Annotated in this window: 10 protein-coding genes and 1 pseudogene; 5 read left to right on the forward strand and 6 right to left on the reverse strand. The window is 54.4% G+C overall.

Annotated elements, in window-relative coordinates:
• Positions 1-1,777 precede the first annotated feature (1,777 nt).
• From tnpA to tnpC, 3 genes are all read left to right on the forward strand, one after another.
• Positions 1,778-2,110, forward strand: coding sequence for an IS66-like element accessory protein TnpA (tnpA, locus tag AB3G88_RS17340; protein WP_152034997.1), 333 nt, complete (start codon positions 1,778-1,780; stop codon positions 2,108-2,110).
• Complete coding sequence (gene tnpB, locus AB3G88_RS17345) at positions 2,107-2,442, forward strand: IS66 family insertion sequence element accessory protein TnpB (RefSeq protein WP_152034996.1); 336 nt, start codon at positions 2,107-2,109, stop codon at positions 2,440-2,442. Before tnpA ends, tnpB begins: the two co-directional genes overlap by 4 nt.
• 83 nt (positions 2,443-2,525) lie before the next feature.
• On the forward strand, positions 2,526-4,052 hold the full coding sequence (gene tnpC / locus AB3G88_RS17350; RefSeq protein WP_191960525.1) for an IS66 family transposase: 1,527 nt from the start codon (positions 2,526-2,528) through the stop codon (positions 4,050-4,052).
• A gap of 42 nt (positions 4,053-4,094) precedes the next feature.
• Here tnpC and AB3G88_RS17355 read toward each other — a convergent pair.
• Positions 4,095-5,014: pseudogene (locus AB3G88_RS17355) on the reverse strand (AraC family transcriptional regulator).
• A 124-nt stretch (positions 5,015-5,138) separates the two neighbouring features.
• On the opposite strand from AB3G88_RS17355, the gene AB3G88_RS17360 reads away from it, so the two are divergent.
• Entirely contained in the window at positions 5,139-6,101 is a 963-nt protein-coding gene (locus tag AB3G88_RS17360) for an SDR family NAD(P)-dependent oxidoreductase (RefSeq protein ID WP_191960524.1), read from the forward strand.
• Between the two features lie 704 nt (positions 6,102-6,805).
• On the opposite strand, the gene AB3G88_RS17365 is transcribed toward AB3G88_RS17360, so the two are convergent.
• The 3 genes from AB3G88_RS17365 to AB3G88_RS17375 form a co-directional block, all read right to left on the reverse strand.
• Positions 6,806-7,195, reverse strand: a complete 390-nt coding sequence (locus tag AB3G88_RS17365; protein ID WP_191959861.1) for a hypothetical protein — start codon at positions 7,193-7,195, stop codon at positions 6,806-6,808.
• Positions 7,196-7,224: 29 nt separating this feature from the next.
• A complete protein-coding gene (locus AB3G88_RS17370) occupies positions 7,225-8,118 on the reverse strand; it encodes a hypothetical protein (protein WP_244653877.1) in 894 nt (297 codons plus the stop codon).
• A gap of 303 nt (positions 8,119-8,421) precedes the next feature.
• Positions 8,422-15,051, reverse strand: coding sequence for an anti-phage protein ProA (locus AB3G88_RS17375; protein ID WP_191959859.1), 6,630 nt, complete (start codon positions 15,049-15,051; stop codon positions 8,422-8,424).
• A gap of 531 nt (positions 15,052-15,582) precedes the next feature.
• Between AB3G88_RS17375 and AB3G88_RS17380 the strand changes: the two genes are divergently transcribed.
• Positions 15,583-17,037: a tyrosine-type recombinase/integrase gene (locus AB3G88_RS17380; protein WP_480450926.1), complete on the forward strand. Its 1,455-nt coding sequence runs from the start codon at positions 15,583-15,585 to the stop codon at positions 17,035-17,037.
• 1,583 nt (positions 17,038-18,620) lie between these two features.
• Here the strand turns inward: AB3G88_RS17380 and AB3G88_RS17385 are convergent.
• Complete coding sequence (locus tag AB3G88_RS17385; RefSeq protein ID WP_112196114.1) at positions 18,621-19,529, reverse strand: carbohydrate kinase family protein; 909 nt, start codon at positions 19,527-19,529, stop codon at positions 18,621-18,623.
• A gap of 160 nt (positions 19,530-19,689) precedes the next feature.
• Complete coding sequence (locus AB3G88_RS17390; RefSeq protein ID WP_112196115.1) at positions 19,690-21,255, reverse strand: carbohydrate porin; 1,566 nt, start codon at positions 21,253-21,255, stop codon at positions 19,690-19,692.
• Positions 21,256-21,266: the final 11 nt, after the last annotated feature.

Here is a 21,266-nt window from a genome sequence, read left to right on the forward strand (position 1 = left end):
GGTTTCTGCCCAGTGTGACGGAACGCTCGGATAGCAGCCAGGGTAGGTGGAGCGGACCATTCGGCTGTATGGCGGCGCCGCAGGTGTGGAATGTCTAGTGATCGCTCCTCCATGATGAGGAGCAGAGATGCCAGTTAGTCCCCTAAGGTAGTTAGCGGGGATCGAGGGGTAATCTGAATCCCCGGTCAACAATACTTTTTCAGGGTGCTGGTCCAGTTTCGCCGCTAGCGCTAACGACTCATTGTTCCTAAGGTACCCGAAGTCCGTTCTCCCACCATGGGTAGGGCTGCATCGGATAACTGTATAGTTGGTGAAAGATAGCCTCGATCGCTTTGCAGGCCAAAATGTGAGCGCACGCGTTCCATCAGGGAGGAAAGTATTGCTTAGCGTCAAAAGGAAATGGATTTGGCTCGGACCAAGCTTGTGTCGGTGAAATCTAGGCCGGCGCATTAGCCATGGCCGCCGCAAGGCGTCCTCCTTATATTTGGGGACTGTACGCCAGCGGCCGTTCCGTGAGTCGAACTGAGCCATACCGGACTGGATTGCAAACCCCCAGTGATCCCAGTCAAGATGAGACAAAACTACCGGCTGAGGGCCGTCTCTTTGCAATGACTCATGGAGTGGGGAAAACAGACCGGGCAACCGAAATGACCTTTTGTTGTAAGGCAGCGGCCAACCTAAATCAAAGAACATTAAGGGATGTTCATGTTGATCTACCAAAGCGCAAAAGCTAGCTTGGCCCACGTCGTAAACGGCAACGCCTGCCGCTTTGTCCGCGCAGTCGAAAGGGGTCAGAGTCGCGTCTGTCGCATCCAATACTGTGCGAAATTCCGCTATTGCCGCCAGCGCGCTTAGGTTTCTTTTGGCAACAGACGTAGATCGCACCCGCACCCAAAATATTGCCCCAGCTTGTTCCTCATCACCTTCGAACGTGATTGATGAGGCTTGGAAACTATCCTCTTCGCCATTCGAGTCAGTGCTAATCGATAACTCGATCCAACCCGTATTATCCACAAGGTTGTTTGCTCGCTTCATCTCTAGCTTCGCAGTCAGCATGAACACCGGAAAATATTTATCCAGATCCTCAAGGACTCTGTTCGCATCGAGTTTCCTGAGGGCGATAGCCGAAGACTTTGGGATAGCATCGATCACAACGGTGGCGAAATCGTTCTGGGTATCACCATCATTGACGACTGTTTCGAACGATGCGTAGTAATCAACCCAACTGGGTTCGAGTGGTTCTTTGCCTTCCATGCTGGTAGCTGATCCCTGAGTAATAAGAGGTGCGGCTCGGTGGTTTCTTGGTACGTGGGAGCAATGGTAACGTGCCACAGAGGCAATATGCCACTATTGTGCGCAGTCTTGCTTTTTCCTTTGCGCAGCTGCTATCAGCGAGTTCACACGGCTCGTAATTGTCCGCTTGTGCCAGGCCGCACGTATCCTCACCAGTAACCACTTCTTCGATGTGGATCACCGCATTACGTCTCGCAGAAAGTTGACAGTGACGGGGGGCTGTAGGTCAGTCGGTTCTCTTTCACGGTGCTGCGGGTGATGTCGTTTTCACGCAACGAAGGGACCCAAGATCGCTCCATCGCCCAGTTAGAAGGCAGCGCAGTGGGAGGTAGTAATTGGCCCAAAGCGGTCATCAGGTTTCTACGAGATCAGGGCCGATTCGTAACCGTCCGGGCAACACACCTTCCTGACACCGTCGCTTGAGGCGATGGTGTCCACCTAAATTTAAGTGGACACCATTTTTAGCCTTTTTAAGCGGACGCCTATGCCACAAGAACGCCGTTCCTATTCCAAGTCCTTCAAGGCCCAGGTCATCGCCGAATGCGCTCAGCCTGACACCTCAATCGCCAATGTCGCGTTGACCCACAACCTCAACGCCAACCTCGTCCATAAATGGATACGCGTGCATGCGCAGAAAAACCTGACACTTCAAACCGCCTTTATCCCGGTCAAGACATCGTCGCCGGTGCCGATACATCAGGCCCTTCCTGCCACGATCCGAATCGAAGTGCCGCATTCAAAAGGCGTAGTCGTGGTGAGTTGGCCGGCAGAAAATGCAGCGGCGTGTTCTGCTTTCCTGCGAGACCTGCTGCGATGATCCGCATCGACTCCATCTGGCTCGCCACCGAGCCCATGGACATGCGCGCCGGCACTGAAACTGCGCTGGCGCGAGTTGTTGCGGTGTTCGGTGCGGCGAAGCCGCACTGCGCTTATCTGTTCGCCAACCGCCGCGCCAATCGTATGAAAGTGTTGGTGCATGACGGCGTGGGGATTTGGCTTGCAGCCCGGCGCTTGAATCAAGGACGTTTCTTTTGGCCGGGCGTGCGGCACGGCTCTGAGGTTGAGTTGGATGCCGAGCAACTTCAAGCCTTGGTGCTCGGCTTACCTTGGCAACGCGTCGGTTCCGCAGGAGCCATCACAGTGCTCTAACTCGCCTGCCATGGCGCGCTTGCCAGCGCAATTGGCCCTTCCGTCTATCGCCGCCACTGGCCCTCTCTGGCAAAATCGGCGGCATGACTTCGCATCCGAATCTCGATCAATTAAACCCTGAAGAACTGCGTGCCCTGGCGGCGCAGTTGATCCAGCGCGTCGAGACGATGGACAAGCAAATCACTCATCACAAGTCGGTCAACGAGAAACTGGCCCACGAGATCGCGCTGCTCAAACGCTTCAAGTTTGCCAAGCGCAGCGAGCAGTTGAGCCCGGATCAAGCCAGCCTGCTCGACGACTTGATCGATACGGATATCGCCGCTATCGAAGCCGAACTTGAGGCGCTGCAACTGGCACCTGTCGAAGCCAAAGTGCGCCAGCAACCCAAGCGCGCACCGCTGCCACCGCAGTTTCCTCGCACACTGATCCATCACGAACCGGACAACAGCCACTGCCAGTGCGGCTGTGCCCTCAAGCGCATCGGTGAGGATGTCAGCGAGAAGCTCGACTACACGCCGGGCGTGTTCACCGTGGAGCGTCACATCCGTGGCAAGTGGGTCTGCGATCAGTGCGAAACCCTGATCCAGGCACCGGTTCCGGCGCAGGTTATCGACAAGGGCATCCCGACCGCCGGCCTGCTGGCCCACATCATGGTGGCCAAGTTCGCCGACCATCTGCCGCTGTATCGCCAAGAGAAAATCTTCGGCCGCGCCGGGCTGCCCATCGCCCGTTCGACCTTGGCGCAATGGGTGGGCAACTGCGGCGTGCAATTACAGCCGCTGGTTGATGCGCTGCGCGAAGCCGTGCTGACGCACGGCGTCGTTCACGCCGACGAGACGCCGGTACAAATGCTGACGCCTGGCGCGAAAAAAACTCATCGCGCTTACGTCTGGGCTTATGCCACCAGCCAGTTCTCCGATCTGGCGGCGGTCGTTTACGACTTCAGCCCGAGCCGCGCTGGCGAACATGCTCGAGTCTTCCTGGGCAGTTGGAACGGCAAGCTGGTCTGCGACGACTTCGCTGGCTACAAGGCAGGCTTTGAACTGGGCGTTACGGAGATCGGCTGCATGGCCCATGCACGCCGCAAGTTCTTCGACTTGCACGCGACCAACAAGAGCCAGATCGCCGAAAAAGCGCTGCACTACATCGCGGCCTTGTATGACGTTGAACGAGAAGTCCGCGAGCTGGAACCGGGTGATCGACAGCGAATACGGCAGGAAAAAGCAGCGCCAATCGCCGACGCACTTCATACCTGGATGATCGCCCAAAGACCGCTTGTGCCTGAGGGTTCGGCCATCGCCAAGGCGCTGGATTACAGCCTCAAACGCTGGATAGCGCTGACGCGCTATCTCGATGACGGTGCGGTGCCCATCGATAATAACTGGTGCGAGAATCAAATCCGGCCGTGGGCTCTTGGGCGCAAGAATTGGCTCTTTGCAGGGGCGTCACGCAGCGGAAAACGGGCGGCTGCAATTATGAGTTTGATCCAGTCTGCGCGGCTCAACGGGCATGATCCCTATGCTTATTTGAAGGACGTTCTTACACGCCTGCCGACGCAGCGGGCAAGTGAAATCGGCAAGTTGTTGCCACATCGATGGATACCTGCCTGACTTATCAAAGTATGTACCTCGTCAGCCTACTGAAGATCAGCCCTACTGCTGGAATTTGGGGGCCACTCTCTCTCTGTATTCACGAGGCGAACACGTCATAATGCGCTTGAAAGCGTGGCTAAAAGCACTGTCGGAGTCATAGCCCAGCTTTTGTGCTATGGACGAAATGGTAGTGTGGTTTGTTTTCAACAATCTCGTAGCTAATTGCATGCGCCAGCGCAAGACGTACTCTAAAGGGGCGACACCAGATTTTTGCTTGAATCGCAAAGCGAAGGTTGAGCGAGAAACACCCGCGATTTTGGCAAGGTTCTCTACTGACCAAGAACGCGCCGGATCCGCATGAATGGCTTGAATGGTTGCCCCGATACGTGGATCAGATATAGCAAGCAACCAGCTCGGTGCGGTATTTCCTTCTTGGATCAAATAAATTCGTAGAACCTGCACTAGCATGATGTGGCCGAGATGCTGAACCACAATCGAGTTACCAAGAGCCGGATTGGTAAGTTCATGAGCAATACGCTGCAAGGCCCAATTCAGCACGGAAGCTTGATCCGAACCACTTTTGATGACAGCGACGGGAGGCAATCCGTCAAATAGAAGGCGAGCCTCCTCACCGAAGTCAAAACGTCCCCCGATCAGGAAAAACCATCGGCTGTCCCACAACTAGCGATGCCATTGACGGCATGGCGATAAATCGCATCCGAGTGGATGGCCGGAAATGACAAGTCGCTGCGGAGTGAAAACGCCCGCTTGCGTGGCAAAAGAAAGCAGTCTCCGGCCGTCAATCGGATAGGTTGCTCCACGCCTTCCGCCATAAGCCAACAAGTCCCTTCAACGATTGCATTGAACTTGATGCCGTCGGGTGGTGGAAAATCGATGGCCCAATCTCCACCAGCCTTCAGACCTGCAAAAAAGGAGTTATGAGTATTTAGAAGAGAGAGGGTTTCGGAAAGGGGATCCATAAGGTGCGTAGGACGATCTCGACAGATAATTGGACTTTGCTGCATTCACAGTCCCAAGTCTAGTCTAGACAATAGTGGCCATGGGTTTTGCCCCTATTCCATGTCAGATTCACAAGGACACGCCATGACCAGCAAACAGTCTCCCATCCACTCGGGTTACGGAGCGGTAAACACCGCCGCAGAGGTACTTGAAGGGTGCGATCTATCCAACACCACCGCCATTGTCACCGGAGGGCATTCCGGCCTGGGCCTGGAGACGACAAGAGCACTGACGAAGGCGGGCGCGCGTGTCGTTGTCGCAGCGCGTGATGTAGACGCTGCTCGCGCAAAGACTAGCGGAATCTCCAATGTAGAAATCGAGCGACTTGATCTTTCCGATCTGACCAGCGTACGCGACTTCGCTCAGCGTTTCTTGGCAAGCGACCGACACGTCGACATCCTGATCGGCAGCGCGGGAATCATGGCTTGCCCGGAAACCCGAGTAGGAGCGGGTTGGGAGTCACAGTTCGCCATCAATCATCTGGGGCACTACGCCCTAGTGAATTTGCTATGGCCTGCGCTCAAGGGTCGAGCAAGGGTGGTAGTAGTGTCATCGGCGGGGCATCACCAATCGGGTATCCGCTGGAACGATGTGCAATTTACGCAGGGCTACGACAAGTGGTTGGCATATGGGCAGTCGAAGACGGCCAATGCATTGTTTGCTGTCCACCTTGATCGGCTTGGTCAACACGAGGGTGTACGGGCTTTCTCCCTTCACCCCGGCAAGATTCTCACTCCGCTCCAGCGTCATCTGGCGCAGGATGAAATGATTGCCGCCGGCTGGCTAGACGTCAACGGCCACCTTGTCGATCCGACGTTCAAGACGACGCAGCAAGGTGCGGCAACCCAAGTTTGGGCCGCAACAGCTCCACAGTTGAATGGCATGGGAGGCTTATATTGTGAGGACTGTGAGATCGCTTCGCTGGATGCAAGCGAACCACCATCCTTTGTCGGCGTTCGGCCTTATGCCGCCGACCCTGATCAAGCTGAACGCCTTTGGGCACTATCCGCTCAACTTACAGGGATTGACGCTTTTGAAAGGAAATGAGTGATCGGTACAGAATGTCCATACCTATGTTGCTATCTGTCCGAGGCTGAAGAACTTCTTTGGCTGCGCAGCGGAGAAACTGCCCATCGAGTCGCCGCCGCTGTCGCGCACGACGGAAGAGCTGGGCAAAGACCCTGGGCGAACAGTTGGGATAGGGAAGGCGACTTCGCTGGACGGTTACGCCGATTCAGCTTGAACCGCCTCTGGATTCGTAGACACCTTCGAGCCAAAGCTGAATTGACCCAACTACCGAAATTTCACTGACCCAAGCTTCTGCTTCGTAAAGCATTATCGGTGCTGACTATCAGCTGATTGCTGCTGGGTCAGCGTTGCGCCGGCAGCAGGGTCAATTCCGCATCAGCGACAACAACCAGTCATTGCCAACGTGAAAAAACGCGCTATATTGTGCTTACGATAAACACAAACCACCACATGATGTGTTTTAGTGTAAGTCGGCTTAGGAGATTAGGTGTAAAAACCCCACACTCGTAGGAGATTTACGATGACAGATCGACGCCCTATCAACAAAGATGTGACCGTTCCGAAACCCGGCGGTGGCCAACAGCCTCGCTCGCGAAATCAAGATGGTCAAATTCGAGACAAGCGGAGTGACGCCGGTAAGCCTCGGAGCAAATAGATCAATGCTGAACTGCGTCGCCTGGTATCCATGACGTTACCTGGCGATGCAATACCATGGAACCGCGTCAATGTGACTTGGATTCAACCTTGCCGTTTACCAAGGTCACCACCATATATACGTACACCTCCGTCCCCCACGTATAGATCTGCACGTTGCTGCCACTGGCGGCCTCTTTACCAGGAATCTTGACGATATCCAGCACCTGTTCATATGTCATGCCGGGCTTAATTGCAGCGTATTGTTGATCACTAATATTGGGACGCTGGGCTCTTATCGTTTCAAGATCGGGAAAACCGGATTGGTAGCTGACGTTATTGCCATTGCCAGAAATGACCGGACTGTTGTTACCGCCGGAGCTGTGCGAAACCGCCGGGGTCGGTAGGACGAGCGCAGCCACTGATGCCAACGCTCCCAATATGCCAGCGTACAAGCCGATTTGTTTCATGTTTGCCATGCCATTCTCTGGGTTCTCAGATGATTCAGTTATACGGTCACGGCGAAACGCTGAGCATCAAGGGCGGCAACGGCCGAGAATCCAGCGCCCTTCTTGAAGCTCATGTTATGGACGAAATTCTTCATCGCATCAGACGGGTCGATGGTTTCGAGGTTAAGTCCGTCAACAGTTGGCCTAGAGAACGCAGCACTCAGAATTGGCTGCTCCTCCATATGACCTGTCGAGCTGTTGAGCACATTGTCAAGAGCGGTGACGATGACCAGGTCATCCGGCAGGATTGCCAACAACTCTCGACCTACTCGCAGCGCGCAGCTGCACACGTAGTCCTGATGGAGTTCGTTGAACCGACCAGTTGGCATAGCTTTGGTCGACAACTTGCCGCTTTTGAGTAGAGATTTGATTTCGGTAGGAATCACGTCGGAGCCATGGATAGCGACTTTGGCTTCTAGGACACCACCTTCATGAACAATCATCTGAATAGCTGAGCCGAGGTGTGATATTTCTGCAAACGACTCAAAAGCTTCGATGGCATCTAGCTTGGCCTGACGGTCACCATCAAGGATACGGATCGCAATGTCCCTCTCCTCTGCCCACTCGGTATGGGCAGTTTTCCATTCATCAAGCTGAGCCTGATATCGCCTTTCGTCTTCCGCCTGCGCGGCGCCAATCTTGCTTTTCAGGGCTGCACGCTGACGAGCCTCTAGCTTGAAGAGCCGAGCCCAGAAATTGGGGTGATATGTAGCGGCCGCGTGCGTAGCTTCTTGTTCAAGAGTACCGCTCTTGAGTGGCTGCCTAGGTTCAGGATTGGAGAGAAGTCGCTTCCATTTCACAGCCTCGGCACACTCCTTGTGCATTGAAAGGATGATATCTACGTGATTTTCGTACACCTCAACTTCATACGCTGCTTGTTCCAGCGCTTCCATCTTTGCGTACTCTTTCTGTCGCTTTTCAAGTTCACGCTGACGGCGATGAGCGTTACGCTCTGATCGCCGCGCAGACGCTTGCAGCGAACGTACAGTCCCTTTCCAACCCATCACGACTCTCCATAACGCCCATATGATGGCACATTAACATAACTCTTAGCGTTGCCTGAATCACCTGCGCATTTCGTAACCGAAACATCAGCTAGCGCATAAAGAATGCATTTGTACTCCACGCTTCTCAGAGCAAGGGCACGTTCAGTTTCCCAGAAGTAAGAGGACCTTCACGGCCCCCTTGTTTCTTGCTTACTCCGCCATTTGACGTACGGCCCTCTCAATCCGCTGGCGTCCCGCATGAGCAAGCTTGCTTACACCAGCTTCCTTCGCGACCGCATATATTAGGGCCTCCCCTTCGTGCCCCCGCTGCACCATCTCGTCAACCAAAGCACGTAGTTCTGGCAGGCAGATTTCAGATAGCCCTCTCGTGGTGTCTTCATCGCCGGGCTTACGAAAGACGACACTGGCATCCGACTCGATATGAGTCGGCCAGAAAAAGACTCCTGTCTGCTCCTCTTCATGTGAGCGGAATCGCGCCCGGGCAATTTGGTCAACGCGATCACGTATCCGTGAGCCGGTTCGTACCCAGCCATGAGCACGGGCAATGCGCCTTGCAAGCGCCGTGTCCAGAACCGGTCCCTCTTCCGCCACGACATGAGCAATCATCTGCTCCAACGTTTCCGTGTAACTCGCCTCAAAGAACTGATCTGGATCGACCAACCCTACCGCCTGACGAGGGTCGGATTCTTTATAAATCAAATATTCAAGGGGACGAGCAAAAGCCTGGACATCCTCATCTGGTTTGATAGATGCAGCCTTAGCGTACTTCAAATCAGGGAATGCACCTGAGGGGTCATTGGATGACCCCACACTATCCACTGTGGCGACCACAGTAACCTGACTTACTACCTCAATGACCTCAGCCATAGCTGCGTCGATTTTTAGTCGCTCCGCCTCTTGAGCGGCATCGATGACAGCCTGCTTGGCTCGGGACTCAGCAAGGAGTTCGGTCAGACGTTGATGTACCTTTTCGGCAGTTCCAATTGCATCAACCCACCAGTCCGTCGACCATATCCTAACGATCTCCCAGCCAAGTCCACGCAGTACAAACTCACGGAGCTTGTCACGATCACGAGCGGTCGCACTGCGGTGATAGGTAGCACCGTCGCATTCAATCCCGGCAAGGTACCGTCCAGGTGCGTCAGGGTGAACAACCCCAAGGTCTATTCGAAAGGAGGAAACGCCAATCTGGGTAAATATCTGCCATCCCTTTTTAGCCAAGGCCGCTGCAACCGCCTCTTCGAATGGGCTGTCGAAACTACCCACGCTACCAAAGTCGGCCTCTGCGAGAGCCCGTGGGCCACGCTCTGCAAACTCCAAGAAGTGCTTAAGATCTCGAACCCCGATCGCTTGCGTACGAGCTAGATCAATATGCTCTGGGCGCAAGGTCGAAAACACCACTAGCTCCTGGCGAGCACGGGTTATTGCCACGTTTAGTCGACGCTCACCACCAGGGCGGTTCATCGGACCGAAGTTCATGGACAGCACACCGGCAGCGTCTTTTCCGTAGGTGGTCGAGAAATAGATGATGTCTCGCTCATCGCCTTGAACGCTCTCAAGGTTCTTGACGAACACAGGCTCCAGCTCGGACTCAGCGAAATACGAATCGAGTGATGGGTCTTTCCGGCAAGCCTCATCCAGCATGTCCATGATGAGCTTCTGTTGCTCGCCGTTAAAGGTTACGACCCCCACGGTCCGCCCGCTTTCGCGGAAGGCAGGAGACTGTAGGCGAGCAACCAAATCAGCAACTAAATATCTTGCTTCAATTAAGTTTGTTCGCGACCCGCCCTTGTCATATACACCCGGGACTGGGCATAACCGTACTGCTTTGTCCGCCGTAAACGGTGATGGGAAGGTCACCAGCTTCGACTGGTAGTATCGCTGGTTCGAGAAAGCGATCAGACTTTCGTGGCGGCTACGGTAGTGCCAGTTAAGATTACGCATTGGCAGATTGGCGCTGATGCACTCGTCCAGAATACTCTCGAGATCAGCCTCTACATCCTCATCTTCAGCGGTCGACTCAGCGCGGTTAAAGAACGAAGTTGGAGGGAGCTGTTTGGGGTCGCCCACCATCACCACTTGCTTCCCTCGGGCCATGGCGCCGATGGCATCCCAGACAGGTATTTGAGATGCCTCATCGAAGATAACGAGATCGAATGGCGTTGAGGCAGGAGGCAGATACTGAGCAATGGATAGAGGACTCATGAGCAAGCATGGAGTCAGCTTGGTTAGCGCTTCTGGCGCACGACTCATCAGCTCCCGCAATGGAATGTGCTTGGTCTTCTTGCCCATCTCATGTCGCAGGACTCCCCACTCTGAAGAGCGACTTACACTGTCTTGGCTTGGTAGGTCGGAACACAGCCGAGCTCGGAGCCAGTCTTTGGTCAACTCGGTGAACTTGTCGTCCAAAGCGCGGAAATCGCGAATGCGTTGCTCATGCTCCACGCTGACGAACGTCCGGATCACCTCTTCGTTGTCGACCGTCGTATTCAGCCACCAGCGGGCATAATTTACTTCCAATACACGCCGGACTTTTCCAGAGCTGATAGCTCCTGCTTCCAACGCTTGAACAATCGGCGCCAGGCCGACAGCGTAGGCTTCATCGCGAACCTTCCGCCAAGCGCACCATGCCTTAAGGCGCGATTCAGACGAGACGACAGTTTCGCAGTTTTTCTTGATATCACTTAGCGCCAGGTGAGCAGTTTCGATGACGCCCATTTCAGTGAAATGACCGACAGCCGTCAGGTGCGCCGCTCGCGCCTGTAGCAACTCAAGCTTTTCTCGAAGAGCAACACCGGCATTGGCTATAGCAGCCTCCGGTTCAAGTAGTGCGTTACCATCCCCCAACAGAGTTTGAAGCGGTGTTTTGTAGGCCGCGACCTGCTCAGGATTGAGTGCCAGCTTCGCCACCGCGGTAGCCATCTCCCCCTGAAACGCTGCCGCACTACGCACGACATCAACTTTCGTTTTCAAGTCATTCCAGACAGGAACGATTTCTCGCAGATCGGCCAGATCCACCAACTCTCGCTCAACTGCTGCTCTGTTCTTGAGCAACTCAAAATCAGCTTTTAACGACGAGCCACAACGCCCCTCCTCTACATGAGGATGGTCGTCGATAAGCCGACCGCGTTCTTCTATGCCACGTCGTTCAGCCTGGAAGCGCAGAGCTGCAGTCAGCACGTCAATATCCGTGGTCAAACCGCTCCAGAGAGAGCTAGTTGCTGAGCTGAGATCAACCAGCTCATCTAACCCAGCATCGAGACGAGTCAGCGCACGCAGCCGGCGGAGTTCCTCCTTCAGGCCATCACCTAGCTGGCCCTGCTCAACCAACTGCAAGCCGTCATCGATCCAGGCAGAATTACTTTTCTGAAGCCGCATAGCCTCTTGCAGCTTGATCGCTGTCGCGAGATGCGTTGCTTCGGATTTGGCACCTTGCCAAACAGCAACACACTCATGACCTGGCTCCAGCTCATCGATTGCTCGACGCACCGACCGAATCTCTACCCAAGTAGCGAGATCCTTGCCATTGTCGACTTCACCTGTTGACGTCTGCGTCGGAGCCAATAGCCCAGCGATGCGGCGTTTTCCGAACCAAGACTTAGGCCAGAAAGACTCCTCCGCGTCTTTCCACTCGCGCAGCAGGAGTTCGGTATCAAGTACTTCAATCGCATCAACATAGGACGCCGTTAGCTGGTGCTTGAGGTCGTCTATCTGACACAGCAATGTGACAGCTTGCCCGAGAACGTCAGTGACATTTTCTGGCCAGGCCGAGCCTAGATCAACGAACGTAGCGCGGCGTTGCTGCAGCAAATCAATGCCTTGTTTAGCTTCAGCAATAATACGAGAGGACCAGAGGGATGAGAGTCTGGAGTTAATGTCACGGTGTTCGTCGACCCAAGTGCAGCCGTCACTCAGACGTTTAGAAATCGAGCGAGCATCGGGGCGCAGTGCGAAACGCCAATCATGCCCAGCGGCAGCAGGAAGTGCTCGAGAAAGGATCGATAGCCCCTCAAGCGCTGTTGGGGTGTACTCCGTAACAGGAAGCCCAGACAGCTCAACAAAGCGATCGGCAGCTCTCTGGACTTCAAGCACAGCGGGAAGCACGTCACGAGCCGCCTGCACGAATTGTTGCTGCCAATGAGGCGACCACTCTGCTTGGCCTACCCCGGACAAAGCGTTGCCTGCCAGCTGACTGTAACCCACAGCCTGTGCGTTCACTTCAAGGCGGTCGCCCAGCTCTCGAAGTTCAAGCATGGCCTTCTGATCATGCGTTTCCGGAGATGGCCAACCAAGTGGAGCTACTGCCTCATCAACACCCGATGTCACCGTCCCGATGGCATCGTAGATGGTGTAGCCGTTGCGGTGCCGGCGATGCAGACGCTCGACATAAATATTGAGGCTGTCACGCAGGGACGCGAGCCGCTGCGCTTCCACCTCCCATGCGGCAGCATCTACCTGCCCTTTCGCTTCCCAAGCCGACTGTAACTGAGCAAGGACATCCGTTTTCCGAGCTTTGCTGGAGTGAAGTTCAAGGCAGAACTCACCCAGACCGATTTCACGCAAGCGCCGGTACACGACATCCAGGGCAGCAATTTTCTCAGACACGAACAGCACCCGGCGCCCTTGAGCGATCGACTGGGCGATCATGTTGGAAATCGTTTGGCTTTTACCCGTGCCAGGTGGGCCGATGAGAACGAAGTCTTTACCCTTGGCTGCGGCCATCACAGCCGCAAGCTGAGATGAATCAGATGGCAGTGGGCAGAACACATCAGTCGGGCCGTAATCACGGTCCAGAGACTCAGCCTCCGGAAACGGGGTATCGGAGATGAACGAATCGCGTGGCGTATCCAGAAGATGCTGGACTACTGGACTCTGTCGAAGGTGCTCTGCATTCTCGGCAAGATCCTTCCACATGAGATACTTGGCAAATGAGAACATCGAGAGCACAACGTCCTCGTTCAGCTCCCAGCCAGCGATGTCCTTAATCGCATGACCAACTTTGTTCCAAATGCCTACGATATCCAGACCGGAGTCGTCCCGAGGCAGCTCCTGCTCCAGCGAACCTAAGCCCAGCTCAAAGTCTTGACGCAGCATCTCGATCAGAGTCGGGTTAAAACGAGGCTCATCATCGTGCAGCACCATGGTGAATCCGGAGCGTGCGCTCTTACGCTCCAAAGTGACAGGAACCAAGACCAGTGGCGCTTTGTACTTCTGCCCAGCTCTATCCTCACGCGTCCAACTAAGGAAACCGATGGCCAGGAAAAGCGTGTTGGAGCCACCCTCCTGCAAAGCAGTACGAGCGCTTCGATATAACTCAGTTAACCGGACATCCATTTCGGCGGACGTCAGCGCAACGAATACTTCCCTACGCTTGAGAGCATCTTCAGCATGACGACGGCGAACATCTTCTCGCTCACGCTGTTCATAGAGTGTGCGCTCACGCGGATCTGCGCCATCCATCAGGTCAGGCCTGGTAAGCAGCTTCAGAGACTGTCCACTTGCAAGAATGTCCTCGAGAGCACCGGGATCAGGAGATTCAAGCTTCAGCGCTCGCTTACCCATTTTGAAATTGAGCAAGTTATTTCGAAGCGACAGATCCAGAAGCTTTCGCTGCCACCGGCCGAGGCGATCTGCTGGGTCGAGCTTAGACAGATCCTCAACCTGCACCTTAATATTGTCATCGGCGATGCCAATCCCTTCCTCCACAAGAAGCGATGGGGCTTCATCAGACTCAGCAACGGCGACACGTGCAATCTGAGCCTCTGAGCTGGCGAGCGGTTTGATACGTTGCAAACGGGCGCGACGGATATCTAGCAGCATCTCGAAAACACTTTCAGCGTCTTCGGCTACCTGTTTCGTGCCCATCTCTACCGCATAAGAGAATGGCGGTATCGAGGCGTGGGTAATAAGAGTGGTCTCAAACAGCACGAGCTCCTGAAGCTTCACCCGCTTACGTACTGCAGTGACATCATCCACCACGGCAGTCGTAAACTCTTCTGGCTTAAGCCACAAACCAGCAAAAGCATGACCATGGGTGAATACGATCACGGGGTTAAGACCAATCTGCTCCAATGCTGCGCAGAAAAGCAGAGTCAGGTCGAGACAAGTAGCCAACCCGGAGTCAGCAAGCTGACTAGGGCTACGAATCTTCTGTCCTGATTGTTCAAAGCTGGCCGGCGGCAACGCATAGTCGAGCTTCATGCGCGCCACCGCGCCCCACACTGCCGACGCCAACTGCCAAGCTCTTTTGGGGCCACCCTCATATCCGTCAAGTGCGGACGGCTTATCGCTAAGACGAAGCAACTCGGCTGCCTGTTTGAGCAACCGCTCAACCGCTGCATCATTCGGCTGAACAAAAGCCGCAGTCATATCTGGTAAATGCCGCAATCCGCCCCACTGGTTTCTGGGCAAAAGGTCTACGACCTGTTCAAGCCGAGCAACTTCCTTGCGACCGCTCTCCGCCTCCTTGTCATCGGCTTCGAGGACAAACGTAAAGGTCGACATTTCTGACTCTGTCAGGCGACTCAACAACGGGCCGTCCAAGACAAGATCAAGCCCAGGTATGACCCGGAAGCTATCTGCAGCGATCTCGTCGATCCGCCAGATCTTAGACTTAAATACCTCGGGGGCCGAGCTAAGCGTAAGAGTGGCATTGACGAAACGATTACTCGTTTCGTTCGAGATACGAAGCTCGCGAATCACAGGGATAGCGTTCTGGAAATCTGCAAGATTTAGCTTTGCTACCAAGGTGGCAAGGACCTTTACTTCCTTAGGCGGGGCTTCTTCTTGGGGTGTGAGGGGCTGAACGATATCGTCCATGCGCAACAATCCTTGTCGTTATGCTCAAGGGAGTGCCGAAACTGAACGGCCAGGGAGCCCCTATTGAGCTGATGGCGGGATGATATCTCTTATAGCGACAGCCGTAATGTGCCTTTGGTCGTCACTGGTTCCTCTGCCCATCATCGAACGTCACATATTACGACCGACACAGCTCAATATCGAAAAAGGATCGAAGTCCACTGGGCAAACTCCGATAGTGGTATCACATCGAAATGTCCATCAAGAGCCGGACGTTTTGTGGGGGTAAAAACACCTGAAAACAAAAAAGGGTCGCGAGATAAAATCTCGCAACCCTTTGAATTATATGGTCGGGACGGAGTGATTCGAACACTCGACCCCTAGCACCCCATCTCCTTTTTCATACTTCTTGAAAGCTTCCAAAATTTTACACTGGATTTTTATAAGCTAGTATTTACTTGGGCTCCAGCGGTGTTCTGCTCTACGAGAGTCCAGCAACGTCCATCAAGAGCCGACGTTTTTGTGGGGGTAAAAGTAGGGGGAGTCCGTTTCATGGCCAAAATCACCATCAAAGAACTCGAGTCGCTGACCGCCAACGATGCCGGCCGAATCCTCAGGGAGGATGGCAATCTGGCCGGTCGAATCTCAGTCCGTAAGGACGGTGTGTCGGTCAGCTTTTTCTATCGCTATCGCTGGGGCGAGCAGAACAAAGAGTACTCCTGCGGGTCATGGCCGCGCAAATCCCTCACGGACATCCGTAAAGCACGCAACCAGGCCCGGGCGCTCATCGATGAGCAAATCAATCCTAACGAGCAAAAGAAAACCGCCAAGGCACAGGCATACGCCGCTGCTAACGTAGAGGCTGACCAAGTAAAAGCGACGAAGGTGAAAACGCTGACCGTCCAGGATTTGGCCAAGGCGTGGCTGTTGGATGGCGTGGCGCGCAAAGATGGCAATGCTGAATTGCAGCGCCGTTTTAACAAAGACCTTTTTCCGGCACTCGGCAAGACCGCGGTGAGCAGCGTCTCCGAACACGATGTTCGGGCGCTGATCCGCACCGTGGTCAACCGCGGCGCTCACCGGCAAGCCATCAGTTTCTTCGCCGACCTCACTCAGATGTTCAACTGGGCCAGAAAGCGCCAGCCCTGGCGGGCCTTACTGGTCGAGGGCGATCCAACGGAGCTAGTCGACATCTCCCCTCTGATCCCTGCCGACTACGAGGCAGAAAGAAGCCGCATTCTTTCGCCCGCTGAGTTGCTGGAACTGCATAACCGCTTCCTACAAATGACCCAAGATTACAACGCCCTACCCGCTGGGCAAAAATACGACGGCATACGGCCGTTAAAGAAGGAAACCCAACTCGCGCTCTGGATCAGCTTGGGCACCTTGTGCCGGATTGGCGAGTTGCTGCAGGCCGAATGGAAAAATGTCGATCTAGACCAGCAGACCTGGTTCCTCCCCAGCGAAAATGTCAAAGGCACCCGTGGCAAAAAACAGGATCACCATGTCTTCCTCTCCCCCTTCGCCCTGCATTTCTTTCAAGAACTCAAAATCCTGACGGGCGACTCGCAATGGTGCTTTCCGAACAAGCTGGATGATGCGCATGTGGGTGTGAAAGTGGTGAGCAAACAGGTCGGCGATCGCCAGGCCCGGTTCAAAAACCGCAAGGCCCTCTCAAGACGGTGCCATGACGATACCCTGGTGCTGGCCGATGGCCAAAACGGCGACTGGACACCGCATGACTTGCGCCGTACGGGGGCAACCATGATGCAGGCTTTGGGGGTCAGCCTGGACGTCATTGATCGTTGCCAAAACCATGTGCTGGCCGGTTCTAGGGTGAGACGCCACTACCTGCATCACGACTATGCAGAAGAGAAGAAACGTGCCTGGAATCTGCTGGGCGATCGACTCAGTGCTGTGTTGTCCTCCGCCTACGAGCCCCCCCCGGCCGAGTCGATGATTTCTTTCCCAGCCTATACCGAGAATGGATTGCTACCGACTTCATAAGTCGGCATCTTCAGTACTGAGTAATCATAGTTTCGTATGACCTCGCCGAGCGTGCTATTTGGCTCGATTTCTGCCCATCATGACCGGCAAAAGTCGGCCAGCAGTTGCCAGTCGCACGTCTAAAAAATTAGCGGCGATTCAGCCGCTGGCAACGAGCCAAAAGCAGGCACTCAACGCGTCTACTAAACCGGGGACGATTCAGACGTCAGGATCCAGACACGTCACCATCCGTGCGCTTGCCAAGTGAAATAGCATTCGCACCACGCCGAGGGCGCTAACCAGCGAAAAGGCTAATTGCCCCGCCTGTAGGTCGCACTGAAAGTTCTGGATGTCCCACTCAACCAATCTCGAATATTGAACGCGCTGTTGGGCGGCAGCCCGAAAGCGGACTTTCGGGTTGTTTTTGAATCCGCTTTTAGGCCAGTTCGCCGCTATGACTGTTCACGCCGACGCTGAATTGACCCACGTGCCGAGGCAAGACTGCCCCATCTCCAAACCTTCAAAATTCAGCAAAGACAAGGATTCGCGAGGAGTCAGACTGGGTCAGTGAAATCTCAGCAACTGGGGCTATTCGGCGTAGGCGCCAACAGTTCTTGGGGCTCATTGTGCTGGGGCGACCATAGATTTTATGGCTCCCCCTCACGGTATCAGCTAAACCCACTCAGCAGCTCATACCCTACGTAGGCCATCATCGATCCGAAAAACACGGCCATATACGGTGGATCTATGGGAGTCACACCTGTTTATCGCTACTTACGTTGCAGCCGCATTAATGGCAGTGGTCTCGGCGGCGGTGCTGCTAGGTGTCGATTTGCCACGCCATGAGGCGGCTGTTAGTACTCCAGGTCGCCCGCTTGCGGTGATTGTTCGGCAGCCTCGACTCATCAACGTCATGCTCTGTGGCGTCATAACTTACACCTTGATAAATGCCCTGATGACTTCGACCCCACTAGCAATGAAGCATGAGGATCTTACACTGGAATCATCGAACCTGGCATTGCAGCGGCACGTCATTGCAATGTACACACCCAGTTTTTTCACTGGAAATCTGATCCGCCGTTTTGGAGCAAACCGCGTTGTGTCGGTGGGGTTGATGTTAACCGGCGCGTCTATTTCTGTCGGGCTGCCGGTGTGCAGTCCTACCACTTTTATCTATGTTTGGTGCTTCTAGGGATTGGTTGGAATTTCGGTTCTGTCGGCGCCTCTGCACTCGTCCTTCAGAGCCATAAAACAAGCGAAAGAAACAGTGTCCAGGCGCTCAATGATTTCATTGTCTTTGGCGCCGTAGTGCTCGGCTCGTTTGCATCGGGAGGTATTTTGAATCGATACGGTTGGACCGTTATCTGTGCGCTTGCCTTTATACCTGTGTTGGTGGCTATAGCGACGTTGATGTTGAGCGAGCATCGCGCCTGGCGTTCAATCCAAGAACGCACAAGCTAGTTCCGCGGAACAGGCTTAGCCTCCAGACCATGACCTGAACTTGCCTGGTTTTTTTGGAGAGCTTGCGATCTCAGCAACGCTTGTGGCCAGGGTCGGCGCAACGTCTTTTTACTTAGACAACTCCTCAGCGTCGGCAACCATGGTCAAGTATGTTTTAGCAGCTGCAGCAAACCTTCCACATCAGCTAGCGCTGGAGCATGGGCTCCGGCATGGCGGCAAGATATGGATGCGCAAGCCGCTGAAAATTGCAGGCGCTCTCTCAAGTCCACGATCCCCAGCAACTGCGCAGCCAGCCAACCAGCCATACAAGCGTCTCCTGCTCCAACCGTGTCTTCCACCTTCACGGCAATCGCCGGCTGATCGAGTTGGCTATCCGGAGTGTGGAGAATCATCCCTTGTTCTCCTCGGGTAAAAAGGATCTGCGCCTGAGGATTAAGAGCGCGAAGCTCATCCATTGCCTGGTGTTCTGTCAGCCCTGGATAAATTTGCCGAAGGTCTTCATCGGAAAGCTTAATCATGTCAGCAAGGGTGGTCATCGTAGGGAAGGTCTGCTCCCGATAATGGCTATCCATTAAATTGCGCCAGTTCGGATCATAGCTAATCCGTTTACCGGCTTTTTTGGCCTGCTGAGTAATTTTAACCAGCTTGTCTGCAAGTGGCTGTCGAGCCAAACTGATACAGCTGAAATGACACAGCTCTGCTTCGTTGATCCATCCTTCGGGCATCAGATCTGGATCAAAAAACAGATCGGCATCTCCAGCAAAAAAGTATCTTGGGGGACGGCTCGATGGAACGATGGCGACCAAGGGATCTCGGTCTACCCGTTGGATAAACCTCATATCCATTGCAGCTGCTTCCGACTGCGAAACTATCTCGTCACCCAGTGAATCCATGCTCACCGACCCGGCAAAAGCACTGCTAACACCCAAGCGACTCAGCGCTCGTGCAACGTTCCAGGGAGCACCACCTGGGTAGCCCTTCCACTGTCCAGGAGTGCCTTGGACAAGATCGGTCAGGGCTTCGCCAAACACTACTGCGCGAGGCAATACCATCGTCACTTCCTCAATTTTTTGTCGTAGGGAACTGCTGGCTGATAAAAATCGACCGGTAATCACTTACTCAATGCACTTTGATGAAAGGCAAGGTTTGTTGAAGTTAGAGAAGTTTTCATAGCCAACTTCAAAGCAGATGTTGGCCGGACACATTCAAGTATTAAAACCAGGTTTCCATTTGTATACCGTATTGCCATACACCTCCGGCTTTGAAGTCCGTCATGCCAAAGGAATCTGTGGTACTGAATCTGTCCAGATCCGAAGACCAGTTCATGAAGCTTGCGAACACTCGCAATTCGGGACGTGTAAGAAAATCTCCAACCTCAGGTTTGAATGTCGGGGCGACAGTGAATTTCCAAAAGTTACCGTCGACCGCATTACGTTGTAGATAGTCCTTCGGGTCGAGCTTCATGTTTTGCCAGCTTATTTCGTAGGCCATCTCGAAATTGCTGTTGATTTTGTTAGCCAATCGCACGCTCAGGGTCAGCCAGCGGTAATCGTCACCCTTGACGTATCTATCTTTGCTCTGTTCGGCCAGCAAGCTGGGCCCGATGCGCCAGTCAGGCGCAAGGGGTGTCTCACCGTAAAGTGCCAGACGCAGAGCGCGGGCATCGTCGATGAGTTCGCCATCCGAGCCGATGTTCTTGACCTCAGCTCCCAGACCTTGCCCATAGAGCAGCGCCGTTTTGAAGAAGCCTTCCCTGCCGAAAAAGTTTTTCTGGTGATTGGCCAGCATGCTGTGCAAACCGGAATCCGCAGGCGTCAAACCCGCTGCATTGGTGCGGGTACCAAAATCGTTTTTCTTTGCGCCGATGGCATTGAACATCCACTGCCACTGACCATCCTCGAAGAACTGGTTGGAGGTCAGGATGTAGCTTTCCACATCGGCACTAAGACCGCCTTGACTGAAATCCCCGTAGTTGCGCCCGATCAAAGAGTAGTTCGAACGCCAATTCTTGTTCATCTGCATATCGTAGATTCCACCCCCGGTGCCGGCCAGATAGACAACGTCCGAGTCCAGCCAGTGGATATCGAAATTATCTCTATCGAATCGCTTGCCTGCCCACAGGGTGGCGTTCTCGAACACTGAATTGCCCTTGAACGCAGCGAGATGGTCAAGCGCTGTGAATACCTGGCGCACGTTCAGTTTGCTTTCGTCAGCCGTCCAGTCATTAGAACTTTCCACACCGTCAGCGATCGAGACCGTGAATTTGGAACGGGTGCCGTTTTGCGCATAGATTTCTTTCGACAGGTCTATACGCATGTAGGTGTCGTCTTCGTTACCGAGTCGCCCGACTGCACCACCGACTGAACCGGCAGGAGTTTCATAAGGGCCGCCACGACCACCACCCAGCCCATCGTTGATCAGCAATCCGGAGCGGGCGTAGCCGTTGAAGCTGAACCCACCAGTGAGGTGTCCGGTACTGCCCTCTTTCTCCAGGCTTTGCTGACGGGCTTCAAGTTTTGCCAGTCGGGTATCCAAAGCGGGCACCGAAATTACTGCCGCTGCAGACGCTGCGGGCTGCAAGGGAGCAGTGGCGAGTTTGATCTGCTGCAATTCCCTGGCAAGTGCCTGGGTTTGCTGCTCGGCTGCGGCTGCACGCTTTTCCGCGGCGCTGGCACGGGCTTCAAACGCGGCCATGCGTTCTTCCAGAGTAGCGGCCTGAGAGGTCGTCACCGAAGTGCTGAGCACGCCTGCGAGTAGCCAGCTTGATGCTTTCTGCATGTGGATTTCCT

The sequence above is a fragment of the Pseudomonas arvensis genome (assembly GCF_056688935.1).